Genomic DNA, 26722 nt, shown 5'->3' on the forward strand with positions numbered 1-26722 from the left:
TCTAATTGTTCAAAAATAAGTAATCCAATTGTTTTTTGTACAACATGGATTCCTAGCTCTTAATCACGAGCAACATACCTCTGATTTTCCTCTAATTTCGATTCCTTCACCCAATGTATTAATTTTTATTTTGGATTTAACTCTAATTTATTCTTCGTGTGGATACCGAATCATAAGCTGCGTTGATTATTTTATTTCCCAATTTACGTCACCCAAATCCAGTTCGCCATTCATGTCAACCGTTAACCAGGACATACCCGGAAAGGCTTCTTTTAAGGTTATCGAAAAACCAGAAAGGGTGGAATGTTCCATATTTTTTTGTCCCTCGTTACTTAGTTTATTCATCAATTTTTCATGCTGATCATCAGTCAACATAATTCGTAGTTCTTTCATAATCTGTCTTTAATCTGTTGGTTATTTATTTAGCATCATTTTTTTTTCGCTGCAAAGCAAGATATTGATAATAGCAAGTAATGCCACCGTGAAAAAAAACAGTTTTATTTCAAAAATTCTAATTGACGGAAGAATTCAGTTACTTCTATTTCTAAAATACGCACTGGAATTGGATGTCCCATTTGGTTGTGGATTGAAATTTTTATATCTGTATTAGAGAGTCTGTTTTCAGCAAGCCATTTTAGATTATCGTTGGCTTTGATGACGTCATCTTGTCCTCCTAATGCAAAATGCAAAAGTGATGAGGTATTTACAGGATCTATTGCCGGAATATTTTGGGGAACGGGTCGATGTGGTAAAGCCGGATTAAAAAGTAGGGCAGGGCGGTTAATTGTATTAGCGAAATAGTAGCCCATAAAACCGCCCATACTGCTACCAAGAACCACATCAAAGGTATGCGTCTCACTCATTTTTATAAGTATATCAAAAACATTTGGGTTGTTATGGTAATCAAGATCAGGTGCAATGACGGCTCCAAAACGTTCTAAAATGGATCGTTTTGCTAGACTAAGTTTGCTTTCGAGTCCGTGTAAATATAAAATAGTCATAGTTTATGTGAATTAGAATTATTGTATGTGTTGATTTTGAAATTATGTTTAATTTATTCAAAAGGGGCAACGTATTATTTGTTTTGTAAAAATAAGCGGATACAACGACAAATTACGACGTTATGTTTTTAATTGTTGAAAGTACTGACGAAGTTGGGGATCAGTACCTATCGCTCTTGGGTAAATTCTTGTTGAGCACTAGAAAGATATACTTTTTGTTTTAGGTGATAGTAAAACTAATAAAAATAAAAAAATGAATTATTTTATCTCGTGAAAGTCCCATCGCTTGGAACGGATTATCCGCATTTGCTTCACTGTGTGATGTTAAGGTGATTGTTTGTATGATTTTAACGCGTACTGATAGTACTACTTAAATTGAGTTGACAGCCTGACGTTAAAACAGCAACATCCCATTTAAATAGTTAAGGTGTTGATGATTGCATAATACCATTCAAAATCATAAAAATTAAGAAGTGGTTTTTTAGTAAGTTACTATTATTTTGCTACATTCGGGGAATGAAATTTAACAGTTTTTATTCCCCTTTTTATATCCTTGTTTTTTGTGTATTTATGCTATCGTGCACTAAAAACAAAAGTGTACCATCACAGCAAGACGAAGCGACTATAGATACTATAAACAGCTTTTTAGAACTGAGTAAATCAGACTCTATTTCAACAGAAAAAAAAATGGCTTACATAGATAAGTCTTATCAGCTGGCTAAAAAGGTAAATATAGATTCTGTTATCTTTAAGACTATGAATAGAAAAGGGGAGTTGCTGAACCAGTACAACCCAGACATTGCTCTTCCTTTTTTAAAAGAATTTGAGCAAGTAGCGACGCAAAAAAAAGACACTCTTTATATGGGGCATTCTTTTCTTAATCTTGCGGATTACTATTCTGCTAAGCAACAAGATAGTATTGCTTTCAGTTATTTCAATAAGTCCAAAATACAATTCGAATATAAAAAAGACAGCAGTCTCGTTGTTTATTCCTTGTTGATGATGTCTAGTATTTTAAAAAATAAAGACGATTATTACGATATGGAAGCTGTGAATACAGAAGTATTAAGTTTTATTAACCAAACGAACAGAAATTACAATTTTAGCTGTGCATACAATAATCTGGGGATTTCTTTAAAAGAAACTTATGATTATAAAAAATCTTTAGGTTATTATAAAAAAGCAAGACAATATGCTGAGGATGAGTCTACCAGAATAATTATTGATAATAATATCGCATCTGTGTTTATTTTAGATAAAGAATATCAAAAAGCGATTATATTATTATCAAAATTGGAACAGGCAAAAAGCGAAGTAGTTAGTGAAAAAATCAAATCTAAAATATTAAATAATTTAGGTTTGGCTTACTTTAAAGTCAATGATTCCAGAGCAGTTGGTTATTTTCTTAAAGCATTAGCGATTAGAGAAGATCAAAACGATGAATACGGTTTAATTGGAAGTTACATTCAATTAGCAAACTATTACAAGTCAAAAGAGGACAATTTACTGGCTAAACAATACGCGCTAAAAGCGTATAAAAATGCATCAAAAATGAAGAGTATCGATGAACGACTCGATGCGCTTCAAATATTAGTTAATAGCAGTTCCGAAAATGAATCGAGAGCTTTTTCAACGGTTCATTTTAGATTAAATGACAGTATTTCTGAAGTGCGACAAAGAAACAAGAATCAGTTTGCTAATATCAGATACGATTTTAGCAACCAAAAAGAGCAAAACCAAAAACTATCCACTCAAAAGGCAGAAACTACGCTACTATTGGAAAAAGAGAAAAATAGTACACTTTTAATGTATTTTGTAATATTGTTTTTACTAGGGATTACTGCTTTAATCATTAATTTTTTAAATAATAAAAGCAAAAAAGAAAAGGTCAGAGTGTCTTATGATACCGAGACTCGAATTTCCAAAAAACTTCACGATGAGTTGGCAAATGACGTGTATCATGCCATGACTTTTGCAGAAACGCAGGATTTAACGACTAAAAACAACAAAGAAACGCTACTTAAGGGTCTGGATAATATCTATTCTAGAACGCGAAATATTTCTAAAGAAAATAGTGCGATTCATACGGGAACTGATTTTGTACCAAGTCTGAGGGATATGATGTCCAATTACAGTAATGATGAGGTGAATATAATAGTCAACGGTATAGATGTATTGCAGAATACAATTTTAGAAACGAACAAGAAGATTACAGTTTATCGTATCCTTCAGGAATTGCTGGTTAATATGAAGAAGCACAGCCAATGCAGTTTAGTCGTGATTACTTTCAAAAAGATGGAGAAGAATATCATGATAGAATACGCAGATAATGGTATTGGAGTACAAATAGAGCAAATAAACTTAAAGAGTGGACTACTGAACGTAGAAAACCGAATAAATGCCATAGGAGGAACGCTTACTTTTGACAATGCGATTCAAAAAGGATTTAAAGTTAGAATTGAGTTTGCTGTTTAGAAGGTTTTGTGTTGATGATTTTGCGGATTGGTTCCGGTGGTACCGATTATGGAGCTTTCTTTTCGGGGCTAAAAAGCTACTGCTCCCTGTGAAGCAATTCAATTGTTTTTGCGTCTTGTACACCATGGAAGTATTTAACCAAAACCTGATTAAATACATGGTTCGTATTAGCCAATAAACTGAATAATGTCATACAAGACTTCAGTTTTAGGTCATCTGGTTTTCCAAAGATTTCTTCTGGCGTTTTACCCTTAATTTTCAATATTTCCTTAGAAATTCCGATGTGTTTGTCAATATCAAATTGACCAAAATCAAGATATTTATGATACTTGATGAGGTCCTTCTAGACAAATTCAGAGCGTTTTTTTACATTTAAAATTCTGTACAAACGTTTCCAGCTATATTTGATTTTGAAAAATAAAGGATGTATCCATTTCATAGTGCTGTTTTTTAAAAAATTATATATTACAGGAAGAATGGTTATCATTACTGTTCCCTATTTATAAATCCACATAAGAACTGGTTTAGAACTTGATTTTAGTACTGGGTCAATTATCTTGAAGCTATTATTAGAAATTGTCGGACAACCCCAACTTTGAGGTGTTCCATTTGGATAAACTTCTTCATTAGAAACAGCATTCCATGAGTGAAACACTATAAAGCGTTTAAAAGCATTGCTGTTTGTTGGTTCTAATCCATGCAAAACATATTTTATCTTCACACCCCAACTACTGTACCCTCTCTCTCCAATTTTATATTTTCCAAGAGAAGTGCAATGACTACCATTAGTGTTACTAAATTTTGGTTTATCTTTTGAAGCGTCATTACCCCAAGAATTATCGCAACATCCATGACTGACTAAAAAACTATTTTTGATTTTTTTGTTTTTAAAATCCCAAACGAAAAACCTTTTAATTCCAGAGTGTAAGCTCATGTCAATTAATATACAGAAATCTGTATTGAAGTTTTGAGTATTACAAAAGGCAAGAGCCTGTTCTGCTTTGGTTCTTGTTAATTCAATATCTATTTGAGGCTTTTCAGGGCCGCTTGTACATCCAAATAAGAATGTAGAAAATAGAAATATGATAGTCTGCAGATGTATCATTTTAAAACGGTTATATAAATTAATTACTACTATTATTCTTGTAATTCGACTGAATTGTCATTCTTGTTTTTTTGTCTATATGCTACAATAACTTTGAAAATACAAATACGGGGTCTTCACCACTCCAATAACCTGTAAAATGACCATACGCAATCTTTGGTCAAATCATAATGGTCGAAGCAGTCATTTTCAATTTCTCGTGGATAGAGCATGTAAGTTAGTAAATCTTCGGCATAAAGTATTCAAACCTAAATTTATATAAATGAACGATGGTTTAATGGGATTTCACGATACCCATTTTTAGTGATATTGTGGTATTGGATTTAATGAGGTAGTGGTATAGAAAATGACGTGTTGGAAGTATGTGCCATTTTTGATTTTTTTTAGGTATATCTTATTTTAATTTCCTGATAAAAAGAGGAGCTCCTTGAGTAAAATCCATAAAAAAAACACACCAACATCTACTGCGCTTTTGGTACCTTAACTAGAGGACAAGAAATACCAGAATAATTGTGATAGCCCAGTTGACGAGTTATTAATTTTAAAAAAAAAAGAATTACAAGACCCCCTAGTTTCCTTTTATTCGGTTTGCTATTTTTATAAGCAATCGCTTTCCGTCCCTTTTGCTTTTTGGAGCTTCAATTGCTTTTAATTCAGATTCTGTTGCAATAAATTTATAGCTAAATGCAAATTGAGGGTTTTCAGGGTTATCATTTAACAGTCCGAAGCGTAAATCATTGAAGTATAAAAATTTATTTTTTTGAGAGATGATATACCATCCTTCACTAGCTTTCTTTAGTTTTTCAAAATCTGAATTCCCATTTAACTTCGATTCTAAAGCTTTGTTTTTGTTATAAGTAGTAAAAGTAATCGGTTGGCTATCTAATAGGGAATAGTCGGCCAATAAATAGCTATCTGGTGTCGCTACGTTGGCATTCCATAAAATGATATTGAAAGCTGTGGGTTTTACAATAATCTCAGAATATTGGATTCCTTGTTTATGCAATGCTTTTTCAAATTGATTTAAAGCATATAGTTTTATAAAGCAGGATAAAACCAGGTAGAAACTACTGATAAGTAATCCTTTGGTAATGTATTTTTTGCGAAGTACGGTATCTTTTGTTTTCCATACCATTATCAAAGCAATGACAAGCGGAATAGTGTAGAGTGGATCTACTACAAAGATTGTTTTTAGTGCAAACCGATAGTCTAAAGGCCATAAAATTTGTGTTCCCCAGGAGGTAAACATATCTAATAATACATGAGTTAACAAACACCAAAAAACCATATTTGAGGCTTGGAGGAAATTAATCTTGTTTTTTTCTATTTTTGAAATAATCCACCCTAAAATAGGAGAGAGGAATAAAAAGAGGAAAAGCGAATGACTGATACCTCGGTGAATAAGGACTGCATTTACAGGATCTAAAAATAGACCAACTACAACATCTAAGTCGGGGATTGTACCTAAAATAGAACCGTATAAAAATGTTTTGTTTTTAAGTTTTTTGCCAGCACATATTTCAGCGACGGCAATTCCTAAAGCTATTTGAGTAAAAGAGTCCATAAAACAAAAGTAAATCAAAAATTATCGATGTGATGTGATTGTAGCTTTGCAATTTTCGGTAAAACGCATAAAAAAACCCCAACATCTGTTGGGGTTTCGTGACCTTGACTGGATTCAAACCAGTAACCTCTTGAGCCGTAATCAAGTGCGCTATTCAGTTGCGCCACAAGGCCTTTTTTTTGCAAACCTTTATTTTCATAAACGTTGTGTCAACGTGTTTGCGGGTGCAAATATAAGGATAAATGTGTAAATTGCAAGTGTAAATTCATATAAAAATAAAAAAAAATGCAATTAGTAAATTATATACGTGATATTCAGGGATTTCCAAAAGAAGGAATTTTGTTTAAAGACATTACTCCCTTGTTAATTAATCCAAAAGCGAGAAAAGAATGCCTGGAAATTTTGGTTTCATCGCTAAAAGATAAAAAAATAGACAAAGTCATCGGGGTAGAGAGTCGTGGCTTTTTCTTTGGGATGCTAATCGCCCAAGAATTGAACGTGGGCTTCGTTCCGGTTAGAAAACCCAATAAACTGCCTTATGACACTCTTTCAGCTTCTTACGAACTTGAATATGGTTCGGATACTTTAGAGATTCATACTGATGCTATCTGTAAAGGCGATAGAGTGCTTATTCATGATGATGTTCTCGCTACAGGAGTTACGGCCAAAGCGGTTTGCGAATTGGTGGAGCAATTAGGCGGTGAAATCGTTCAGTTTAATTTCTTGATGGAGCTTAGTTTCCTCAATGGAAGGGACCAAATTAAGGGATATGATATTTTTGCGGCAATAACGTATTAACCTAAAGCTCGAGTAGTAACATAGTAGCGGTAACCAATGATTGCCATTTGCCATTTTTTGGCTTTGGCTAAATCCATTCGCTGTTTGCTGAAACTCGGTAACAGTATTTTATTGATTTGAGCTAAGATTTTGAACATAAGTATTTTATTTGGTGCAAAGGTATAAAAAAAGACGATCTGCTGACAGATCGTCTTTTTTACATTTATTGAGTTACTATTTTTCTTTTTTAGTGGTTACTTTAATTATTTTTTCACCGGTGCTGGTTTTATTTACATCCATTCTTTCAATTATGCCTGGATCTATTTTGTCTAATTCCGCCTTGTCAGATTTTATGCCATCGATATAAATTTCAGTTTCATAGGGAATTCCGTTTTTTTGCTTGGCAATTATTTTAATAGTTCTAGTTGTTTTATTAGTTTGCAGGTTATTGATGTTTTTGGGATCAATTTTCTCTAAGTTTAATTCGGTCATATTAACTCCGCCTATCATCAATTGTGAGCTATCAGAAATATCGTTATAATTTTTAGTAATTATTTTAATTGTTGGTTCCGTTCCATTTTTACTGACGTCCATACTTTCATTTAAATTAGGATCCAATTCATCTAACTCTTTTTTACTCCTTTTTTTGCCTTCAATATAAACTTTAGTTTCGTCTGGAATACCCTTAGATTTTTTAGTAGTAGTCTCCTTTTTTTGTCCAGTAGTGATTTCTATGGCGCCATTTTTTCCCTCTGAACCATATTTTTCTATAGCTTCTTTGGATTCTAGAATAACTTGGGATAAAATATCTTCTTTAATAGGGATTTTGATAATTTCACTATCTGTTTGCTTAGTACCATTTATTACTATTAAATAGTTGGAACCATCCTTATTAAAATTGTTAATGCTCCAAAAATCAGTGTCTTTTTCAATAGCAAGTTTACCTTCTTTTGCTTGCAAAAGATCAAAGTGATTCTTTAAATGAGCATTGTCTTTTACAATAGCCCTAAAACCAAAGCTTAATTTATTTTCAGCATCTTTTTCTACAAAAATATCAAAGGGTTTAATTGGGGTATTTCCTTTTACGGAGTGTACCTTTTTAATACCATCATTGTTCTCTAAAAGAACTTTAATGGCGATGATTTCGTTGTTTTTATCTAATTTTATGTTGGAAAATTTTAAATCAAGATCAAATGTTTTTTTGAAAAAATCTTTTTCTGCATTTAGTCCTTTTTCACTAGATGTAGAAGTGACGTTCAGTGCTAACTTTGTTATACAACTTTTGATTGTAAATTCACTTTCCTTTTCCTGAGCGATAACTTCAATTTGGAACAACATTACAAAGGCAATTAATGCAGGAACTACAATTGTATATTTCCAGGAATTTCTTTTGTTCGATTGGATTTTGTTCAACATAACGATTCGTTTTTTGATTAATGATTGATAGAAATGATTAGTGATGGCAAGGCAATTCTCTTGCGTTGTTATTTTTAAAAGCGTGATTTGGTAGGCTTTTTTATCTACTATTTTTTTAGAAGCTGCGCTGTCTGCAATGAATTCTAGATTTTGCAATATTGCTTTTTTGTAAAGCCAAACGACGGGATTGAACCAAAAAACAATACAAAAAACACGCGAAATCAATACGTCTATGGTGTGATGCTGTTCACTGTGCACTTTTTCATGTTCGATTATACTCTCAAGTTCAGTAGTGCTGTATAGAGCTGAATTGTAAACAATAGTACTAAAGAAAGAAAAGGGCGCCATATTTTCTTTGACGTCAATAAATTTAAAGTCCCCTTGTTTGTGAACTACTTTTCTTTTTAATACAATTCTTAAACTATAAAAATCAAAACCAAATTTGGCCAATAAACCTATAACTGCCGCGCAATAGATGCCCATTAAAGTCAAAGCTAAATACTCTTCAGTATGATCCTCTTCTACAGTTGAGGATACAGGAATATTGGACCAGTCTATCGTACTTGACGTTGTTTCTACCATAATTATTTGTGTAAAAACTAATAAAGGCAAAAGCACTGCGGTAAGTAAGCCAACTAGAAGAAACCAACGGTTACTGCTGAAAAAAGTTTCTTTTCGCAACATAAAATAATAGGCTAGGAAGAATAACGCAACTAATCCACTGGATTTGATAAGATAAATATAGAGTATTTCCATAATTTAATTTTTTAATGAAAGTGTTTTGTTACAAATCATTTTTCTGCTTTTGGATTTTCAATCATAGCTAAAATTTCACGTAATTCGGCAGCAGAAATCTTCTCTTCTTTTGCAAAAAAGGACACCATGTTTTTGTAGGAGCTATTAAAATAATTATCAATCGCAGTAGTCATAAAGCGTTTTCTATAGTCCTCAATACTTACTATAGGATAGTATTGATGCGTATTTCCAAAAGCGTTATGAGCAACATATCCTTTCTCCTCTAGATTCCGTACGATCGTCGAAAGCGTGTTGTAATGCGGTTGATCTTCAGTGATTTCAGCCATTACTTCCTTTACAAAAGCTTTTTCTAACTTCCATAAAATGTGCATGATCTCCTCTTCTTTGTTTGTTAACTTTTGCATAACTTATTTTTTATTTGGGCGTTTCCCTACGGGTCAGGCTATTCGGCTGTATCTCGTTGTCCCTAAAGGTCGGGACTACGAGGATGTCGCCTACTATCCTTAACGCAATTCAAACTTACAACTATTTTTGTAGTTATTAAACTATAAATGCAGTTGTTTAACTATTTTTTAAGTTAAAGGAGGTTTTGGACGCAAAAAATTACCTTTCTAAGAATAAAAAAAGGGAAAAAAGAAAAGGAAGTGGAGGTAGATATTTAGGCGAGGCTATTTTCGGTTTTCAGTAACTTTTGTAACCAGATACAGCAAAGAGTAGCTGATATACCTAGGGTTCCCATAAACATCCAATTGCTTTGATAACCCAATCGGGCAATTATTTCAAGTCCCGCTTTTGAACTTACAATATGAGCTAAACTAAAACTCATGGTATACAATGCCATATAGCGTCCTTCATGGCCTTTTGGTGCTCTGCTTAACGCAAATGCATTTGAAAACGGAAAAGCTAGTATTTCACCAATAGAAATAAAAATCATACTAATGATTAAAATTCCAGCCCAAACATTGATTAATAAGGTATAGAAGCTGAGGGACATTAAAAGCGAACCCCAAAGAATTACTTTTAGTTTTTCCACTTTTTTTCTTTCAAAATAACTAACAATGGGCATTTCGAGCGCAAAAATCAGCAGTCCGTTTAAGGTCATTAATAGGCCAGTTTGAAACTCGCTTAACCCAAACATCTCACTGTGATAAAGGGGTAGAGTGGTAAAAAGCTGGAAGAAAATCATGGCTGTTACAAAACTAACGTACAGGAATAACCAGAATATTTTATCTTTAAATACTGAGGCTGCCTCTAGTATAGTAGCATGTGGGTCTTGTTGTGATACTTTTTTCTTTTCCTTTACCAGTATAGCAAAAATCAAAATTGCTACAATGCAAGAGCTTCCATCGACCCAAAAAAGTCCTTGATAGCCCATTCCCATAATTATTAATCCCCCTAAAGCTGGCCCGGCGGCAAAACCAAGATTCACGGCTAAACGAACTAAGGTTAAGGAACGGGTTCTGTTTTCGGGTTTTGCATAGGCACCTAGTGATACAAACATCGCAGGTCTAAACATATCAGCCAAAGTCATAATACTAAACATCCCTAAGCAAAGCCCCCAAAAAGTGGTGATATATTGTAGAATGAAAAAGAAAACACCACTACTGAATAAGCTAAAAACCATTACTTTGTAGAAACCTATTTTGTCAGAAAGTTTACCACCTAACCAGGAACCTAACATAGATCCCATTCCAAAAGCGACCATAATCCATCCCACTTCACCATAAGAAAATTGTAAATCTTCCTTTAAATATTTAGACAAGAAAGGAAGTACCATAGTTCCCGCTCTGTTTATAAACGTGATAATGGTAAGAATCCAAATCTCTCTTGAAAATCCTTTGAAGTTGTTAATGTAGCGACTAAAAGCGGTTTTGAACATTTTAATTGGTTGTAGACAACAAAGATAAAAAACTTTGTAAGTTTAAGTCTTTGTGCCTTTGTAACTTTTAAACTATTTTTGCTAAAATGAAAAAGATGAAAAATAGTTTGTTAGTGCTTTTTTTAGTGCAGTTAAGTTTTGGTTTTGCTCAAGAAAAATTTAAAATCAGTTCTACAGAGAAATTTCAAAAAGAAATTAATGGGGAATATGCAGCAGCTAAGACAAGTCCTTTAACTAAAGGAGATTTAGCAAGTTTCAAGACCTTAGATTTTTATCCAATAAACGAAAAATATTTTGTTGTAGCCAAGTTTACTAGAACAGATAAGGAGAAACCATTTGAGATGAAAACGTCAACAGACAGAAAACCAGTCTATGTGAAATATGGAGAAGTAGAATTTACCCTTGACGGAAAAGCTTTGAAACTTAATGTGTACCGTAATATTGAACTTTCCAAACAGAAAAAATACAAAGATTATTTGTTTTTGCCTTTTTCAGACCTTACTTCTGGAAACGAAAGCTACATAGGAGGGAAGTATATTGATTTAAAAATACCTAAAGACAACACGATTGCTATTGATTTCAATACGTCGTATAATCCCTATTGTGCTTACAATCATATCTATTCTTGTCCTAAGGTTCCATTAGAAAATGATTTGAATGTCGAAATAAAAGCGGGCGTTAAAAAATTCCATGATTAATGAAATTCTTTAATTTCCATACTCATAAATGCACTAATCAAGCTGATGTACTTGAATTAGTGAATCAATATCCACAGGAGTTCGACGCTTCGATTCCGTTTTATTCTATTGGGATTCACCCTTGGTATATTGTGGAGGATCGTGTAGAAGCAGATTTAGAAATTATAGAAAGTAAACTACAAGAAACGAATTGTCTTGCCATTGGAGAATGCGGATTAGACAAAAGAATAGAAATACCATTGGAGTTGCAACAAATGGTTTTTGAGAAGCAATTGCTTTTGGCACAAAAATACAATAAACCTATTGTTATTCATTGTGTAGCAGCTTTTCAAGAAGTAATTGATACTAAAAAGAGACTTAATATTTCAGTTCCAATGATTATTCATGGCTATTCTAAAAAGCAACAATTGGCTAAACAACTAGTAGATAATGGATTTTATATTTCGTTTGGAAAATATTTATTAAGGAATCCAGAATTGGAATCGGTTTTTACGAGTATTCCAAATAATCGATTTTTTTTAGAAACGGATACTGTTGAAGAAAATATAGATGTCGTATATACTCTTGCGGCTAAGTATAAGGGCGTAAATTTGGAGAAAATCCAAAAACAAATAAGCAGTAATTTTCAAGCCGTTTTTAAAACGGACTTGATTTAAAATAGCAAATATTCAAAAGGAGAAGTTTCTTAGAACTTTTAAACAAAAAAAACAGCAATGGCAGAGTGGACAGAAAGAGCGGAGCTTTTATTTAAAAAAGAAGGATTAGATAAACTACAAAATGCTAATGTATTAGTTGTAGGTCTTGGTGGTGTAGGATCTTTTGCAGCTGAGTTTTTGGCTAGAGCAGGAGTGGGCACCATGACAATCGTAGATGGAGATGTAGTTGATATTACTAATATAAACAGGCAATTACCAGCACTGCATTCTACCGTAGGAGAGGCAAAGATTAAAATTGTAGGAGATCGTTTGATGGATATTAATCCAGAATTGAAATTGACACGTGTACAAGAATTTCTTTCGCCAGAACGCGCATTTGAAATTGTGAGCGAAGAATTTGATTATGTTTTAGATTGTATCGACAGTATAACTCCTAAATTGAATTTAATCATTGCAGCCAAAAGAAAAAGAGTAAAGATTATAAGTAGTATGGGTGCTGGAGGAAAAATGGAAGCTTCCAAAGTGAAAGTGTCTGATATCAGTACAACTGTAAACTGTTTTTTGGCAAAAACAATTCGCAGGCGTTTAAAAGAAGTCAAAATTGATAAATTAAAAGTGGTTTTTTCATCTGAAATTCAAGATGACGCCAGTTTAAAAATGACTGATGGTTCTAATTTTAAAAGATCTTTTTATGGAACTAATAGCTATATGCCTGGATTATTTGGACTATACGCTGCTGAAACCGTGATTCGCTATTTATTAAAAAAAGAGTAATCACTATTTATTCTCATTTTCCAAACCTCTAACTCAAACAAATGATACAAACCGTAATTTTTGATATGGATGGCGTAATTGTAGATACCGAACCGGTACATCGTTATGCTTATTTTCAGCAGTTTAACGAATTAAATATTAATGTCACTGAAGAGCAATTTACTTCATTTACGGGAAATTCGACTCGTAATGTTTTTCAAAAAATAAAAGCCATTTTTAATTTAGAACACGATGTTGAAGATTTGATTCAAAGAAAAAGAGCTATTTTCAATGATGCTTTCGACAATAAAGAAGATTTAGAATTATTGGAAGGAGTAGAAAAGCTAATCATGGATTTTCATGCTAAAGGAATGCAGTTAATTTTAGCTTCATCTGCTTCAAAAGTAACTATTGAGCGTGTTTTTGGGCGCTTTAAGTTGCATAACTACTTCACTCATATTGTGAGCGGCGAGGACTTTCCAAAATCGAAGCCAGATCCAGCAATATTTGTGCATGCCGCTTCTTTATCTATCGCTCCAAAAGACAATTGTATAATTATAGAAGACAGTAATAGCGGTGTAAAAGCGGCTAAAGCGGCCGGAATATATTGCATAGGATACAATAGCATTCATTCTAAAATGCAAGATTTATCTGAAGCAGATGTGATAATAAATCATTTTTCGGAATTAGATTTCGAAAAAGTTGCATCTATTCAATCCAAATTAGGGAATAATTAACATATAACACTATCTGAATTTGTAATTTTGAAAATCACAAACAATCACCATCTTATGAAAAAAATACTAATTGCTTTAGCTATCATTATCACTCAATTTACACTTGAGGCACAAATTAAAACACCACAGGCAAGTCCGAAGACAACTATTGATCAAGTTGTAGGTCTTACTGATGTAGAAATTGTTTATTCGAGACCATCTGCACGAGGTAGAGCGGTTTTTGGTAACTTGGTTCCCTTTGGTGAGCTATGGAGAACAGGAGCTAATGAAAACACTACAATATCGTTTAGTGATGACGTGATCATCGATGGTAAAACATTGAAGAAAGGAAAATATGCTCTATATACTATTCCAAATATTCAAAGTTGGGAAGTTATTTTTTATACTGCGACAGACAATTGGGGGACTCCAAAAGAATTTAACGAAGCTAATGTAGCCTTGCGTACCGTTGTAAAAGAAGAAGCTGTACCAAAAGCAGTGGAGAGTTTTACAATTGGAATAAATGGGTTAGATACAAATTTCGCTTACTTAGAAATGTATTGGGAAAATTCTCGTGTTTCTTTAAAATTTGAAGTACCTAGTCAAAAAAATGCAATTGCTAGTATAGAAAAAGTATTGGCTGGTCCTGCAGCTGGAGATTATTTTTCAGCCGCTCAGTATTTTTATCAATCTAACGGAGATATTAACACTGCGAGAACCTATATTGATAAAGCATTAGAATTAAGTGCCGATAAACCATTTTATTTTTTACGTCAACGATCATTGATTCTGGCAAAACAAGGAGATAAAAAAGGAGCTATTGAAACTGCAAAACTATCTCTTAAAGCAGCGGAAGCAGCTGGTAATAATGATTATGTTAAGATGAATAAAGATAGTATTTCTGAATGGAGTAAATAAAAAAACGTCTTATTTATTATAAAAAATCCCGTCTCGACAAGTACTGTCAGACGGGATTTTTCATTGGTATTAAATTAGAATTCAAACGATACACTTTAATATTTTGCTTTAGATTCTACAAATTAATTAGTGAAATTTATGGCGAAATTTTAATGGTATGCAGGTTTTATTTTCTGCTACGAATTACACTTTTAGTTTAAAAAAATAAGTAAAAATATATTTTAACTATTACAGAATTAGTGAAAATTCATAACTAAATAATTATTAGTTCATCTAGGCGATAGTCATAAAATATTATGCTTTTTCTTTTCTGAAAACAGACAGTTGAAGTATGGAAGACAGCACGATCGTAAGCATTGCCCCAATGAAGTTTAGCCATAAATAACCCAGCTTGGCTTCGCCGGCAGGGAAAACAAAAATGGCATAGTAGTATATAAAGAAAATGGTGATTTGGCTGACCAGGGCACTGTAAAAGATGGCTTTGGCTTTGACGAATTTGATGTAAAATCCGACTAAGAAAATTCCCAGTACCGTTCCGTAGAAAATTGAACCGACGATGTTGACCAGTTGGATCAGGTTTTCGAATAGGGTACCGACACTGGCAAAAAGAATGGCTACAACGCCCCAAAACAAGGTAAAAAACTTTGTCGCGTTGAGATAGTGCTTTTCTGATTTCTCCTCCTTCAGGTTACGTTTGTAAATGTCGATGGCTGTCGTGGAGGCTAAAGCGTTAAGACCGGAAGCCGTTGAAGACATCGCTGCCGATATAATCACGGCCAGCAAGAGTCCGATAAGTCCTTTGGGCAGGTAATTTAAAATAAAATGGAAAAAGACGTAATCTTTATCATTCGTTTCGCTGCTGCTATCCGCTTTTAGAATGATTTCCTTAGCACGGTCTCTCAATTCTTTTTCTTTTGCCGACAGCCCAACCAATTCCTTTCGCAGAATCGGATTATCGTAATCTTGGTTGAGCTGATCGATATACAGCAGGTTTATTACTTTTTTATCTTCGGAGAGGGCATCCAACTTCTTTTCTAAAGCATGATATTCATCTTTATATTGCGAATTATCGACAGTAACTTTATTGTTAGGATTAAAGTTTAAAGGTACAGGATTGAATTGGAAAAAAACAAAAACCATAACTCCAGTCAACAAGATAAAAAATTGCATAGGTACTTTTAAAAGCCCATTCATAATTAAACCCATTTGGCTTTCACGAACCGATCTGCCGGACAGATAGCGACCCACTTGTGACTGGTCCGTCCCGAAATAGGCGAGTGCCAGAAAGAAACCGCCCGTTATCCCACTCCAAATGGTGTATTTTTCTTCCGGATCAATGGAAAAATTGACGATATTCATCTTGTCGTTTGCCCCGGCAATATGCAAAGCATTGCTAAATGTCATTTCGTTGGGCAGAAAGTGAAGGATGAGAAAAAAAGTGATCAACATTCCCGACATAATCACGAACATTTGCTGTTTTTGGGTCACGTTTACCGCTTTTGTCCCCCCTGAAAAGGTATAGATGATAACCAGAACTCCTATGGCAATGGTCATATAATTAAGATTCCATCCTAATATGGCCGATAAGATGATTGCGGGGGCATAAATGGTAATGCCGGTACCCAAACCTCTCTGGAACAAGAACAGAATGGCGGCGAGGGAACGCGTTTTCAAATCAAATCTTTTCTCCAGGTATTCATAGGCCGTAAAGACCTTGTATTTATGATAAATGGGGATAAAGGTCAGACAGATGACCACCATGGCAATAGGTAAACCAAAGTAAAACTGCACAAAACCCATTCCGTCATGATAAGCCTGTCCAGGTGTCGACAGAAAGGTTATCGCACTGGCTTGCGTCGCCATAACCGATAGGCCCACAGTATACCAGGGCGTTTCGTTGCCGCCGAGAATATATTCTTCCACATTTTTACTTCCCTTGGTTTTCCAGGCGCCATAAACCACAATAAAAAGTAAGGTGCCTGTAAGTACAATCCAATCGAATAATTGCATAGTTTAAGAGTATAATTTCATTATTAGATAAAAAACTAAAATATAAATAGCATTAGCTATAAGTACCATTGTATAATCCTTTTTCCAAGGTTTTGTTTTTTTTGGTTCCATATTTATTTCTTTAGTTTTTTAAGTTTTGTGAAGAAACTGTGATTGGCGCTTTCAACGAAATCATATTCGACAAAAGGCGATAAGCTCCTGATACTCCTTCTGGCAATTCTCTAAAAAAACTTAATCCGGTATAAATATAGTATCCTTTTCCATAAGGCGCAACTAGCAAGGCTCCATTTGTTGGACTTTCTCCTTTGTCATTAGAAGACAAAATAGGAGTGAAGGTGTTGTCAAATTCGTTAGGATAATATAAACCTTGTTCTTGAGTCCAACCTTCAAAATCTTTAGTGGTGATTTTATTGGGATAATTTAAAATAGGATGGTTAGGGGCTAGAAATCGGACTTCGGCATTTTCTTCGGTTACTCTGTCACGGGATATTTTTAATGGGTAAGGTGCAATATCAGCAGGAAGTGACCCGTCAGGTGTATTGTATTGAACAATCATTGTTTTGCCGGATTTCACAAAATCAAGAAGGATTTTTTGTTTGTTTTCTAATGAAGGAAGCACATTATAAGCGCGAATTCCCGTGATAACAACATCAAATGACTCTAGTTTTGCTGGCGTGATTTCATCAGGATTTAATAAGGTCACTTTATACCCCATCTGCGTAAGTCCTTCAGGAACCTCGTCGCCGGCACCCATAATGTAACCAATTTTTTGATTGTTTATTTTAAGGTCTAACTTAATAAATTTTGCTTCCGCAGGTTTCAATATCTGCTGCTTGGTTATATGAGGGTAATCTATTATGACCTGATCTTTATCATATCTTTTAGTATCTACTATAACAACGCTTTTAGCAATAGCTTCATCAGGCTTTGCTGGCGGAGTTACTTCAAAGTAAAACACTTGTTCCGTTCCTTTTTTATCTAAGGAGAAGGGAATAGATTCTGGCGAAACTGACCAATTTCCTGGTAATTCTAATTGCAAATTTCCTTTTATGTTATCTTTTCCTGCTTTAACACTTACGGCAATTGGTTTTTTATTTCCATTGTTAAAGAACGAAACATGATCTAGGATACTTGTAGTAACTTCGGGTACAATATCAAGATAATTATACATTTCACCTTTTACATTGTCATTGTATTTGTAAACGACAGCGCGTTCAAATGGAATTTTTATTCCATTAATTTGAACATTAAAGATCACCTTTACTTCTCTGATTATATCTGGAATACCTATGTTTCTCTGGTCAGCAACAGTGTACATCCCGACGGTTCCTTTCTCTTTTAACCAATAGGGTTGCGTGTATTCTATTGTTGTTGGTAGTTGAAAATCAAGCGTTATGTTTTCATCACTATTGTTTTTTAAAGGTGTATTGAATACCGTATTTTTCTGGTTAGGCAAGGTGGTTACGCTTAGTAATTGCATATCAATGCTGCTTCTGTTTATGGCTTCGAGCTTTAGTTTCACAACACTACCAGGAGTAGCTTCCTGATTCAAGGATACAGCTTCAAGGTATAAACCAGAACAAGCCGCAATTATTTGTTCGATCTCGCCCATTTTTAATGCTTTCCAATGATTGTCATTCAATGACTGAATCATTAAATAAGCTTTGGTCAAATCAGAAATACTTGCTGAGGGATTTGAAAAATCGTATTTTGAAGCTATTTCTCCAAGTAATTCTCCAATGGGTTTTCCACCAGAAACGCGATTCCAGCTAGTATCAACTCCTTCAAAAATATCGGTGCTGTTGTTTAATTTCTCTCCATTGATAAGTTCTAAATATTCTGATTCTTCACCTCGAACTCCTGTACTTCCAAAACCTTGTGATTGATGGCTACTTCTGCTTAAGGCTGCGATTTCTTGGTTTGATTTTCCTAGGTTGGGATAATAAACTCCGGTTTTGATGGTAGTTAAATTACTTTTGTCAGCGGCATCAAACTTTTCTTGGCTACCATAAAACCACCACGAAGCATTGAAAAACTGACGTTTGGGTTTCCAAGTCTGCACTAATTTTAATTGTTCAGGGAAAACGGTCGCGTCATTGGTTAAATTAAAACTTTCGGTGCTTAATATTGCTGAAGCTGTATGATGTCCGTGCGTTGTACCTGCAGTACGATGGTCGAATCGGTTTATGATAACATCAGGCTGAAATTTACGTATGGCCCAAACTACATCAGAAAGAACTTTTTCTTTATCCCAAATTTCAAGTGTTTCATCAGGGTTTTTGGAAAAACCAAAATCATTGGCACGGGAAAAAAACTGCTCACCACCATCTATTTTTCTAGCTTCAAGTAGTTCCTGCGTTCTAATGACTCCTAATAATTCCCTTAATTGAGGCCCTATTAAATTTTGGCCTCCGTCACCACGCGTCAAAGACAAATATCCCGTTCTTGCTTTCACATCATTTGATAAATAAGAAATTAACCGTGTATTTTCATCATCAGGATGTGCTGCAATATAGAGTACAGATCCCAAGAAATTTAATTTCTCAATTTGGTTGAAAATTTCAACTGAATTTGGTTTTTGTGGCTGTTGGGCTGATAGAATTTGGAAACAAAAAAGAAGAATTAAAATATATTGAATTTTATTTTTGAGCATTTTTTTATAATTTAATTTGCAATTAGACCAAATGTAGTAATTATATTTTTTTTTAAAAGATTTCTTATTTTCTTTGTTTGAATAGGTAGCAGTAGATTTGTAAAAAAAAAAGAGAACACTGTTATAGTGTTCCCTTTTTTTAAGCGGTGTTAATCGTTAGGATTAACGTTTTCCATGGCTGTTTTTTTCATGACTTTTCTTATTGCTGTTGCTTCTACGATTATCATACTTTTTATGATTATCAGAATTTTTGTGGCTTCCAGAATACCTGCGGTCATTTGATGATCTACGGTTAACAGCGTATCTATGATTACCTGACCTTGTATGGCTTCTTTTAGCGTCTCTATGATTGTCATATCTTTGCCCAATTGTTCTTTGACGTTGACTTCTATAGTGTGGGCTATATCTTTGTCTGTGATTGTTGTAGTGCGCATAAGGTCTCTGACCGTGATAGCCGTTTAAGACTACTTTATACCCACTGTATAAATCATAGTTTCTATATTGTCTGGGTAAGTATCGTGATCTTACCCATCTTCCGTTTCCAAAATAAACAAATAAGGAAGATCTAACGTCATAATAAGCTTGAACATCTGGCAAATAATAATATTCTGCTGCTGCATATCCTGAAGGTCCCCAGGCAGGAGCTGTACCTATATTTAAATTTACTGAAACTTGTGCTTGAATTGAACTGGATACGAGTAGAATTATTCCAACGGCTAATAGTTTTAATTTTTTCATCTTTTCTGTTTTTTTTTTCTATTTATATTTAATATTGTACTGGCTAGCACAGTACTTTTATCGTAAAACCAACAACTGTGCCAAGATGATTTTATTAACATAGGTTTAAATTTTAATGTAGGTGCAAAAAAAAAGAGAAACGCAAACTGCGTTTCTCTTTTTTATAACTATGAAAGTGAAATTAATGTTTTCCCTTTCCATGGCCTTTGTCTCCATGACCATTGTTTCCATGGTCCTTATTTCCTTTACCGCGATTATGTTCATTATCGTTGTAATTTTTATGGTTGTCTTCTCTATGCCCAATTGTTTTTTGGTAACGACCTTTATATCCTTTATAATATTTTGCTTTGTGTTTTTTATAATAGGTATAAGGAGTTCTACCATGGTAATCGTTTAATACCACTTTATATCCACTATATAAATCATAGTTTCTATATTGTGTAGGTAGATATCGTGATCGTACCCAATTACCATTTCCATAATATATAAATTGAGACTGTCTAATGTCGTAATAAGCTTGCACATCTGGTAGGTAGTAATATTCTGTTTCCGCATATCCTGAAGGTCCCCATGAAGGAGGACTACCAATATTTATATTCACAGAAACTTGTGCACTTGCTGATCCTGCTATTAAAAGAACTATTCCCAGAGCAAGTAATTTAAATTTTTTCATTTTGATATATTTATTTTGTGGTATTAGTACTTTAATACACGATAGTTGTAGCCAACTATTGTGCCATACTATTTTTGTTAACATTCATTTATGTCTATTCAAAAAAAAAGAAACGTAGTTTACGTTTCTTTTTTTCTAACCTTAATGGTGATTTTTTATAATAATAAAATCAATAAAAGAATAATAATAATAATTGCTCCTACAGAAAAATAAACACCTTGTCCAGATCTTTTTAATTCTTTTTTGATTTCACGAACTTCTTTTCGTAATTCTTTTTTCTCTGAAGATTTTAAAGAACTTTTATCCATTTCTTTGATTTCGTCTAAACGATTAAGCATGGTTTGTACTTCAGCAGGAACTTCTTTTGCAACAGGGTTTTTTTCAGCCGCTACTAATGTAGAGGGAACAGCGCATAATGATAATACCATTATCATTAAATAGAAACTTAATTTTTTCATCTTGGTTAGGTTTTAATTTGAGTTGATTATTTTTACAAAGGTAATGACAATTTGTTAATTGGAATTGTATAATTAATCACTATTTTTACAAAATTCACAGTTTTATTAAGGAATTCTCAGCTGTAAGGTTGCGTATTTTTCTACTTTTAAATGTGTATTAGATTTTATTATTTGTACTCAACTGTTTTGGGTTTTGCTAATTCAAAATTCTGTAACCCTATATCTGATGTTTGAAAAGCATTAGTTGTAAATACATTATCTCCTTGGAAAGGGATTGTAGGGTAATAGGAAAGTGATAATTGGAAGGAACGAAAGACTAAGTAATCATTATTGATGATTACACCAATACCAATTTTTGAGTATGCTTTACTTGTTGTTGTTCCACCCACTTTATTTCCTAGTAAGGCGATGGAATAATTAAAATAGGGATTCATTCTAAATCCTCCAAAATCTTTTGGTGCATAGGCTTGCGTTTGCAAAGTCATTAACATTTTACGGGTACCATATATTGCGCTATTGAAGCCTTGAATTCCATAATTTTCATTAATCGTCAATCGGTCACCTACTGAATTCTGACGATTATTTCCAATGATTATTTGCGGCTTGATAAATTGCCTTAATTTCCAATTTCCCATTGTCAACAGTTTTGTAAAATAGTTGGCTTGAAAAGAAAAAGTAGTCTGCTCTGTTTTTGAATCACTAAAGAAAGTTCCTGCTTCAAAATTAGTGCTTAAAAATCCCCATTTATGGTATTTTCCAAAAGATACCTGAGCTCCTAAATAGGGCCTCCATTTGGAATTTTTATATTGATAGCCGTATGTTAGGCCGTAAATCCTTCCAGTGGGAACGTCTTCAGTTATTCCATTTCTAAAAATATATTGATCTTTAACAAACTGACGGGTGTTAATCCCTATTCCGGATAAAATCAATTGTTCTCCCGAAAAGAAATTAGCAGGATCATATTCGATGCTTGGGCTTTCAAGATAACTGATGTTTAAAAATCGTGCTGATAAAATTAGATTTGTACTTTGATCAATGACTGTAGTTCCTTTAAGAATTTGAAATGCTTTTCCTAGCCAAAAATCATGGGAACTAAATTTAAAATTTTGTGTTACATAGCTTAAATCTGCTCCTTGTAAAGTATCTTTTCTAAATTGCTGATCTAAATAAATGCCGCCAGCCCATTTTGCCAATGGAGAATAGAAAGGGCGTTCCACTTCTATACTTTTAGCATAATAGTTGTCCAGATCATTTTTGTATTTAAATTGTGTTTTAACAAAGGTATTCCTGAGGTTCGGTACGGTGTAAGCTAAATCATTACCGTTTTTTCCATCACTGGTTCGATGCGTGTATATGTAGTCCAACTGATGACCGATACCAAAAAAGTTTCTTTCATTAATACCTAATGATGTTTTATTGCCTGAAACTGCAATTTTTGGGACGGTACTCCAAGAATCTAACACCCGAATAGATATATCCACAGAATCAGACTGCACAGTAGCTTCTTCTACAGTGATTGTGACTCTGTTTACAAATTTTTGCAACCTTATGATACGCTCGGATTCTTTTATTAATAAAGCATCATAGGGTGTGTTTTTTTTGAAAAGCAATAGGTTTTTTATGGCTATTTTTTTGCTTTTAAGATGTATTCTGTTTCCTGTTCTTTCGGCCCAATTATGAGGGTTTACAGTGGTGTCAAGGTCAGAATGTCCAAAAGGATCTAAGGTTACGATATTGATTTTCCGGATTATTTTACCTTCAACAGACCGTTTTTTTTGAGGTCGCTTAATCACTTGTTTCTTCTTTTTTGAATTGATGGGTTCAAAAATTACTGAGTGTAAAAATCTAGTAAATTTATTTTTTTTGGAATACGTTTGTAGGCTTTGGTACACGTCAGTACTGTCTTTTTCCGTTTTTTTAATTTGCGAAAAAGAAATTTGACAGCAAAAAAACATCAAAATAAGCAGTACTATTTTTTGTTGTGATTGCATTTAAAAATATTTACAATAAGAATTAAAGCGCAACATGTTTTTTGGTTTACTATAACGCACTTCTACGGTGTTTTATTGTCGAAAAGGAATGGAACTAGTATTCGATTTTTTAATCAGTATTCGATTCCGTTATTGTTTCTGAAATGTCATCATCAGAAATTGTAATTTGTCCGTGATTTTTGTTCGATTCTTTTTCTGAAGTCACTGGTTTTTTATTTCTCCAGATAAATGTTTTGGGTAAATTATCTCCCATCAGGTACCCCCATGGTTCTAAAGATTCTATTCGATCAAATATTATTTTAAGTATGGCTAGTAATGGAATTGCTAAAAACATACCTGCAATACCTGCAATACCGCCACCAATGATAATTCCCACAATGGAAACGAATGCATTTATCTCAACCTTGGTATTGATAATCATCGGAACAAGGATATTATTATCAATGATTTGTACAACTACATTTACAACGATTACACCTACCATAACTGATAATTCAGGTGTTCCTGTCAATGAAGATAATATAGTAACTGCACCAGCAATTAAAATACCTATGTACGGAATTAGGTTTAGAATTCCTGTTATAATTCCCAGTAGAATGAAATATTCTACTCCTATGAAATAAAGACCAATACTAGTTAGAACTGATACTACTACCATTTCGATAATTAAGCCAACAATATAGCTGTTTATAGCTACTTTTATTTGTGACAATATTTCTTGTAACTTTTGATGGTGTTGCTTTTTGACCAATTTTGCAAAAAATAAAATAAAATGTGTTCTGTATAAAAGAATCAAGAAAGTGTATATAGGTATTAAAGTCATATCAACTATAGTATCAGTAACAGATATCAAAGTTGTCCCAATTGTTTCCGTGCCTTTTTTTACAGAATCCTGTGTTACATTAGCAATATATTTTTTTTGCTCCCATACACTTACATGAAAATAGGTACGTATGAAGCTTTGAATGTCTGTAATAAAAAGGTTGATATTCTTTTTTATGCGGGCAAAATCACTGGCAATGTCACTAACTTGGTACGAAATGAATGCAAGGATTGCAATTATGACTAATACAAAAAAGAGGACTGTTAAAGATACGGCAAGTACATGTGGGATTCGGATTTTATCACTCAAGAAATGAACTATAGGCAATAGTAAAACAGCAAACAAAAAAGCCATTAATATGGGGATTATGACTCCTTTTCCAATGAAGAAAATATACGTAATACTTATTAAACTAATTAATGAAAAGGCTAGCCTAATGTAAAAGGGGTATTTGATAGTATTGCTCATATTTCTGGGATTGAAATTCTAATGTAAAGTATTAATTCTTTAAGAAACAAATATGAAAATTTTACTATAATTTTAGGTTATAGTTTTTTTATTATTTGTTATATAATTGCTACTTGTAGCCCTTAACTTTAGAATATATCTACTCAATAAAGTCTTTATCATCAAAATGATGTTTCATTATGGAAATACCTTTTTGGAAAAGTAAGTTATTTGGGTAAATAATCATTTCGCCTTCTTTCGTTTTTAAAGAAACATGGAATGCTTTTATATCTTCAATTTCAGCGACGATGGGGAAATCTTTATCATGGATTCTGATTACATCTCCTATTTTAAAGGGAAAGTTAAAAAACAGAATAATACCTGAAGTAATATTACTCAAAATAGACCATTGAGCAAACATCGCTACACCAACCACCGTGGTGATGGAGGAAATAGCAATGATAATATCTTTAGGTTGAACTCCCCAGATTAGTATCAAAGCAATTATTGCCAGAATATTGACCAGTATATGCAGGTATTTTACAACTAAATTAGTGCGATGCTCTATAATATGGGTCATCTTTGCAAAACGTCTGACTAGTTTTGAAATGATTATTCGCAAGGTAAAAACAAGTAGTATTAGAATCCCACTCGCAACTATTTCTTTGGTAAAATCGTTAAAAAAAGACATGTTTTTCTGTTTTAAGCTAAGTTACTTAAATATTCGTAAACCTTGTCTACAGGCATTCCCATCACATTAGCATAAGAACCTTCAATTTTTGATACACCTATGAAACCAATCCATTCCTGTATTCCGTAAGCTCCGGCTTTATCAAAAGGTTTAAAATTCTCAATGTAATAATTAATTGCATCATCACTGAGTTCGTTGAAAGTAACTTTTGTTACCTCGTATAGTAGCTCTGTCTTTGAATTAGTTTTAAAACAAACAGATGTAATTACTTCGTGAGTAGCGTTAGACAGTGACTTTAAAATAGCAAAAGCATCCTCTTTGTCGGTTGGTTTCCCTAAAGCTTTGTTGTTATGCCAAACAATGGTATCGCTTGTAACAAGTATTTCATTTTCCTGCAATCCACCTTCAAAAGCACTGGCTTTTAAGTTGGCCAAATAATTTGTTATTTCTTCTCTTTTTAGATGTGGTGGATATATTTCTTCGATTTCTTTTAATCGAATTTCAAAATCCAATTCTAGGTCTTTAAAGAATTGCTGTCTCCTGGGAGAACCAGATGCCAGAATCAATTTGTATTGTTTTAATTTATCTTTAAGCATTGTATTTTATATTTAAGGTGATGATCACTATAGATAGAATTCCGAAAAATAAAATCCATTTTAGTAGGGTACTCAAGGTATGAAATTCTTCTTTAGTTTTAGCTGTCCAAATTTTGATAGTAAAGAAAATAAGGGGGGCTAAAACAAATAAAAGGCCATAAAGTGTGGCAATAAATAAATCGTTAGCCACGAGATACGTTTTAGTATAAACGAAGAGCGTGATTATTGATAGCACGGCTAATACAAAAACTACTTTTGTTGTTTTTTCTATTCCTAGAACTATGGCTAGGGTTTTCATTCCTTGGTTGTTGTCTCCTTGTATGTCTTCTAAATCCTTGACTATTTCCCGAATAAAATTAATTATAAATGCAAATAAGGCGTAATCTAAAAGTATAGAAAACAAGTTGGCCATTGCAAGCTGATTCGCTGCGTCAATCGCAGGATATAAGTCAAAAACACCAATAATCACAACGCTAAAGGCTACTAGTAGCGCTACAATAATATTGCCTAATATCATCATTTGCTTTAAACTCGTTGCGTAGATGTAAAGGCTGGCAGCGATCAAAATAAAAATAGTTGCAAAGGAGGGCTTAACAATTACGTTAGACAAATAAAAACCTATTGCAACTCCACTGATATTAAGCGCGGCGTAAATGTTATAGGCTCTAGATTCAGAAATACTTTTACCAATGATGACCTGATGCGGTTTATTATCTAGATCTGTATCCTGATCAAAAATGTTATTGATAACATAACCGGCTGCCGCGATTAAAACGGTACTTAGTACCAATAATCCATATTGCCAATCGCTTAATGCCAGAGGTATATTTTGCAATTTCAAAAAACCGTACCTAAAGAGCAATTGCATAAAAGCAAGCATCAATAAGTTTTGGTATCTAATGATTTTCAGGTATTTCATACTTGATTT

At 33.4% G+C, this 26722-nt stretch carries 26 protein-coding genes and 1 tRNA gene; 7 read left to right on the forward strand and 20 right to left on the reverse strand.

Translation table 11 applies throughout. The annotated features are described in order from the left end of the window. Positions 1–186: 186 nt before the first annotated feature. Both QO200_RS11790 and QO200_RS11795 read right to left on the reverse strand, forming a co-directional pair. Complete coding sequence (locus QO200_RS11790; protein ID WP_371540352.1) at positions 187–393, reverse strand: hypothetical protein; 207 nt, start codon at positions 391–393, stop codon at positions 187–189. Between the two features lie 104 nt (positions 394–497). Next, on the reverse strand, positions 498–1001 hold the full coding sequence (locus QO200_RS11795) for a YqiA/YcfP family alpha/beta fold hydrolase (protein ID WP_371540355.1): 504 nt from the start codon (positions 999–1001) through the stop codon (positions 498–500). 687 nt (positions 1002–1688) lie between these two features. Here QO200_RS11795 and QO200_RS11800 point away from each other — a divergent pair. Continuing rightward, complete coding sequence (locus tag QO200_RS11800) at positions 1689–3476, forward strand: ATP-binding protein (protein ID WP_371540358.1); 1788 nt, start codon at positions 1689–1691, stop codon at positions 3474–3476. A gap of 76 nt (positions 3477–3552) precedes the next feature. Here the strand turns inward: QO200_RS11800 and QO200_RS11805 are convergent, their stop codons facing one another. The 4 genes from QO200_RS11805 to QO200_RS11820 all read right to left on the reverse strand — a co-directional run bounded on the left by QO200_RS11805 (position 3553) and on the right by QO200_RS11820 (position 6318). Beyond that, positions 3553–3810: a DUF1810 family protein gene (locus QO200_RS11805; RefSeq protein ID WP_371540453.1), complete on the reverse strand. Its 258-nt coding sequence runs from the start codon at positions 3808–3810 to the stop codon at positions 3553–3555. A 162-nt stretch (positions 3811–3972) separates the two neighbouring features. Then, positions 3973–4581, reverse strand: a complete 609-nt coding sequence (locus QO200_RS11810; protein WP_371540360.1) for a murein L,D-transpeptidase catalytic domain-containing protein — start codon at positions 4579–4581, stop codon at positions 3973–3975. Between the two features lie 568 nt (positions 4582–5149). Then, entirely contained in the window at positions 5150–6145 is a 996-nt protein-coding gene (locus tag QO200_RS11815) for a metal-dependent hydrolase (RefSeq protein WP_371540364.1), read from the reverse strand. A gap of 99 nt (positions 6146–6244) precedes the next feature. Further along, positions 6245–6318: transfer RNA gene (locus QO200_RS11820), tRNA-Arg, on the reverse strand. A 112-nt stretch (positions 6319–6430) separates the two neighbouring features. Between QO200_RS11820 and QO200_RS11825 the strand changes: the two genes are divergently transcribed. Next, positions 6431–6943 (forward strand): adenine phosphoribosyltransferase, encoded by a 513-nt coding sequence (locus QO200_RS11825; RefSeq protein ID WP_371540368.1) that lies wholly within the window; start codon positions 6431–6433, stop codon positions 6941–6943. On the opposite strand, the gene QO200_RS11830 is transcribed toward QO200_RS11825, so the two are convergent. The 4 genes from QO200_RS11830 to QO200_RS11845 all read right to left on the reverse strand — a co-directional run bounded on the left by QO200_RS11830 (position 6940) and on the right by QO200_RS11845 (position 10973). Then, a complete protein-coding gene (locus tag QO200_RS11830; RefSeq protein WP_371540371.1) occupies positions 6940–7080 on the reverse strand; it encodes an SsrA-binding protein in 141 nt (46 codons plus the stop codon). The genes QO200_RS11825 and QO200_RS11830 overlap by 4 nt on opposite strands. A gap of 76 nt (positions 7081–7156) precedes the next feature. After that, positions 7157–9094 (reverse strand): M56 family metallopeptidase, encoded by a 1938-nt coding sequence (locus tag QO200_RS11835; protein WP_371540373.1) that lies wholly within the window; start codon positions 9092–9094, stop codon positions 7157–7159. Between the two features lie 35 nt (positions 9095–9129). Then, the gene (locus tag QO200_RS11840) at positions 9130–9498 is read right to left on the reverse strand and encodes a BlaI/MecI/CopY family transcriptional regulator (RefSeq protein ID WP_371540376.1); all 369 of its coding nucleotides are present in this window, start codon (positions 9496–9498) and stop codon (positions 9130–9132) included. 254 nt (positions 9499–9752) lie between these two features. Then, positions 9753–10973: an MDR family MFS transporter gene (locus QO200_RS11845; protein ID WP_371540378.1), complete on the reverse strand. Its 1221-nt coding sequence runs from the start codon at positions 10971–10973 to the stop codon at positions 9753–9755. Between the two features lie 95 nt (positions 10974–11068). Between QO200_RS11845 and QO200_RS11850 the strand changes: the two genes are divergently transcribed. The 5 genes from QO200_RS11850 to QO200_RS11870 are packed head-to-tail and all read left to right on the forward strand — an operon-like array spanning position 11069 to position 14714. Continuing rightward, positions 11069–11671 (forward strand): DUF1684 domain-containing protein, encoded by a 603-nt coding sequence (locus tag QO200_RS11850; protein WP_371540381.1) that lies wholly within the window; start codon positions 11069–11071, stop codon positions 11669–11671. Next, the gene (locus tag QO200_RS11855) at positions 11671–12327 is read left to right on the forward strand and encodes a TatD family hydrolase (protein ID WP_371540383.1); all 657 of its coding nucleotides are present in this window, start codon (positions 11671–11673) and stop codon (positions 12325–12327) included. Before QO200_RS11850 ends, QO200_RS11855 begins: the two co-directional genes overlap by 1 nt. A gap of 57 nt (positions 12328–12384) precedes the next feature. After that, entirely contained in the window at positions 12385–13101 is a 717-nt protein-coding gene (locus QO200_RS11860) for a ThiF family adenylyltransferase (RefSeq protein WP_371540386.1), read from the forward strand. A 41-nt stretch (positions 13102–13142) separates the two neighbouring features. Beyond that, entirely contained in the window at positions 13143–13817 is a 675-nt protein-coding gene (locus QO200_RS11865; protein ID WP_371540390.1) for an HAD family hydrolase, read from the forward strand. A 54-nt stretch (positions 13818–13871) separates the two neighbouring features. Beyond that, positions 13872–14714 (forward strand): DUF2911 domain-containing protein, encoded by an 843-nt coding sequence (locus tag QO200_RS11870; RefSeq protein WP_371540393.1) that lies wholly within the window; start codon positions 13872–13874, stop codon positions 14712–14714. Between the two features lie 294 nt (positions 14715–15008). Here QO200_RS11870 and QO200_RS11875 read toward each other — a convergent pair whose 3' ends face one another. The 10 genes from QO200_RS11875 to QO200_RS11920 all read right to left on the reverse strand — a co-directional run bounded on the left by QO200_RS11875 (position 15009) and on the right by QO200_RS11920 (position 26713). Then, positions 15009–16724 carry a sodium:solute symporter gene (locus tag QO200_RS11875; protein WP_371540396.1) on the reverse strand — a complete coding sequence of 572 codons (1716 nt, stop codon included), beginning with the start codon at positions 16722–16724 and terminating at the stop codon, positions 15009–15011. A gap of 121 nt (positions 16725–16845) precedes the next feature. Further along, positions 16846–19377, reverse strand: a complete 2532-nt coding sequence (locus QO200_RS11880; RefSeq protein WP_371540399.1) for a PIG-L family deacetylase — start codon at positions 19375–19377, stop codon at positions 16846–16848. 162 nt (positions 19378–19539) lie between these two features. Further along, the gene (locus QO200_RS11885) at positions 19540–20115 is read right to left on the reverse strand and encodes a hypothetical protein (protein WP_371540403.1); all 576 of its coding nucleotides are present in this window, start codon (positions 20113–20115) and stop codon (positions 19540–19542) included. A 181-nt stretch (positions 20116–20296) separates the two neighbouring features. After that, positions 20297–20788 carry a hypothetical protein gene (locus tag QO200_RS11890; RefSeq protein ID WP_371540406.1) on the reverse strand — a complete coding sequence of 164 codons (492 nt, stop codon included), beginning with the start codon at positions 20786–20788 and terminating at the stop codon, positions 20297–20299. Positions 20789–20943: 155 nt separating this feature from the next. Beyond that, positions 20944–21246, reverse strand: a complete 303-nt coding sequence (locus tag QO200_RS11895) for a hypothetical protein (RefSeq protein WP_371540408.1) — start codon at positions 21244–21246, stop codon at positions 20944–20946. Between the two features lie 167 nt (positions 21247–21413). Continuing rightward, a complete protein-coding gene (locus QO200_RS11900) occupies positions 21414–23039 on the reverse strand; it encodes a hypothetical protein (protein WP_371540411.1) in 1626 nt (541 codons plus the stop codon). 307 nt (positions 23040–23346) lie between these two features. Then, positions 23347–24528 (reverse strand): AI-2E family transporter, encoded by a 1182-nt coding sequence (locus tag QO200_RS11905; protein ID WP_371540414.1) that lies wholly within the window; start codon positions 24526–24528, stop codon positions 23347–23349. Between the two features lie 139 nt (positions 24529–24667). After that, entirely contained in the window at positions 24668–25198 is a 531-nt protein-coding gene (locus QO200_RS11910; protein ID WP_371540418.1) for a mechanosensitive ion channel domain-containing protein, read from the reverse strand. 11 nt (positions 25199–25209) lie between these two features. Next, positions 25210–25794, reverse strand: a complete 585-nt coding sequence (locus QO200_RS11915) for a Maf-like protein (protein WP_371540420.1) — start codon at positions 25792–25794, stop codon at positions 25210–25212. Further along, entirely contained in the window at positions 25787–26713 is a 927-nt protein-coding gene (locus QO200_RS11920) for a geranylgeranylglycerol-phosphate geranylgeranyltransferase (protein WP_371540422.1), read from the reverse strand. The genes QO200_RS11915 and QO200_RS11920 overlap by 8 nt, the downstream gene beginning before the upstream one ends. Between the last annotated feature and the right edge of the window lie 9 nt (positions 26714–26722).

The sequence above is a fragment of the Flavobacterium sp. Arc3 genome (assembly GCF_041431375.1).
Classification (GTDB): domain Bacteria; phylum Bacteroidota; class Bacteroidia; order Flavobacteriales; family Flavobacteriaceae; genus Flavobacterium.

What these genes read in the sequence shown, in the direction of transcription:
- QO200_RS11790 (WP_371540352.1), bottom strand. Translation starts at nt 393, where the DNA reads ATGAAAGAACTACGAATTATGTTGACTGATGATCAGCATGAAAAATTG.
- QO200_RS11795 (WP_371540355.1), bottom strand. Translation starts at nt 1,001, where the DNA reads ATGACTATTTTATATTTACACGGACTCGAAAGCAAACTTAGTCTAGCA.
- QO200_RS11800 (WP_371540358.1), top strand. Translation starts at nt 1,689, where the DNA reads ATGGCTTACATAGATAAGTCTTATCAGCTGGCTAAAAAGGTAAATATA.
- QO200_RS11810 (WP_371540360.1), bottom strand. Translation starts at nt 4,581, where the DNA reads ATGATACATCTGCAGACTATCATATTTCTATTTTCTACATTCTTATTT.
- QO200_RS11815 (WP_371540364.1), bottom strand. Translation starts at nt 6,145, where the DNA reads ATGGACTCTTTTACTCAAATAGCTTTAGGAATTGCCGTCGCTGAAATA.
- QO200_RS11825 (WP_371540368.1), top strand. Translation starts at nt 6,431, where the DNA reads ATGCAATTAGTAAATTATATACGTGATATTCAGGGATTTCCAAAAGAA.
- QO200_RS11830 (WP_371540371.1), bottom strand. Translation starts at nt 7,080, where the DNA reads ATGTTCAAAATCTTAGCTCAAATCAATAAAATACTGTTACCGAGTTTC.
- QO200_RS11835 (WP_371540373.1), bottom strand. Translation starts at nt 9,094, where the DNA reads ATGGAAATACTCTATATTTATCTTATCAAATCCAGTGGATTAGTTGCG.
- QO200_RS11840 (WP_371540376.1), bottom strand. Translation starts at nt 9,498, where the DNA reads ATGCAAAAGTTAACAAACAAAGAAGAGGAGATCATGCACATTTTATGG.
- QO200_RS11845 (WP_371540378.1), bottom strand. Translation starts at nt 10,973, where the DNA reads ATGTTCAAAACCGCTTTTAGTCGCTACATTAACAACTTCAAAGGATTT.
- QO200_RS11850 (WP_371540381.1), top strand. Translation starts at nt 11,069, where the DNA reads ATGAAAAATAGTTTGTTAGTGCTTTTTTTAGTGCAGTTAAGTTTTGGT.
- QO200_RS11855 (WP_371540383.1), top strand. Translation starts at nt 11,671, where the DNA reads ATGAAATTCTTTAATTTCCATACTCATAAATGCACTAATCAAGCTGAT.
- QO200_RS11860 (WP_371540386.1), top strand. Translation starts at nt 12,385, where the DNA reads ATGGCAGAGTGGACAGAAAGAGCGGAGCTTTTATTTAAAAAAGAAGGA.
- QO200_RS11865 (WP_371540390.1), top strand. Translation starts at nt 13,143, where the DNA reads ATGATACAAACCGTAATTTTTGATATGGATGGCGTAATTGTAGATACC.
- QO200_RS11870 (WP_371540393.1), top strand. Translation starts at nt 13,872, where the DNA reads ATGAAAAAAATACTAATTGCTTTAGCTATCATTATCACTCAATTTACA.
- QO200_RS11875 (WP_371540396.1), bottom strand. Translation starts at nt 16,724, where the DNA reads ATGCAATTATTCGATTGGATTGTACTTACAGGCACCTTACTTTTTATT.
- QO200_RS11880 (WP_371540399.1), bottom strand. Translation starts at nt 19,377, where the DNA reads ATGCTCAAAAATAAAATTCAATATATTTTAATTCTTCTTTTTTGTTTC.
- QO200_RS11885 (WP_371540403.1), bottom strand. Translation starts at nt 20,115, where the DNA reads ATGAAAAAATTAAAACTATTAGCCGTTGGAATAATTCTACTCGTATCC.
- QO200_RS11890 (WP_371540406.1), bottom strand. Translation starts at nt 20,788, where the DNA reads ATGAAAAAATTTAAATTACTTGCTCTGGGAATAGTTCTTTTAATAGCA.
- QO200_RS11895 (WP_371540408.1), bottom strand. Translation starts at nt 21,246, where the DNA reads ATGAAAAAATTAAGTTTCTATTTAATGATAATGGTATTATCATTATGC.
- QO200_RS11905 (WP_371540414.1), bottom strand. Translation starts at nt 24,528, where the DNA reads ATGAGCAATACTATCAAATACCCCTTTTACATTAGGCTAGCCTTTTCA.
- QO200_RS11910 (WP_371540418.1), bottom strand. Translation starts at nt 25,198, where the DNA reads ATGTCTTTTTTTAACGATTTTACCAAAGAAATAGTTGCGAGTGGGATT.
- QO200_RS11915 (WP_371540420.1), bottom strand. Translation starts at nt 25,794, where the DNA reads ATGCTTAAAGATAAATTAAAACAATACAAATTGATTCTGGCATCTGGT.
- QO200_RS11920 (WP_371540422.1), bottom strand. Translation starts at nt 26,713, where the DNA reads ATGAAATACCTGAAAATCATTAGATACCAAAACTTATTGATGCTTGCT.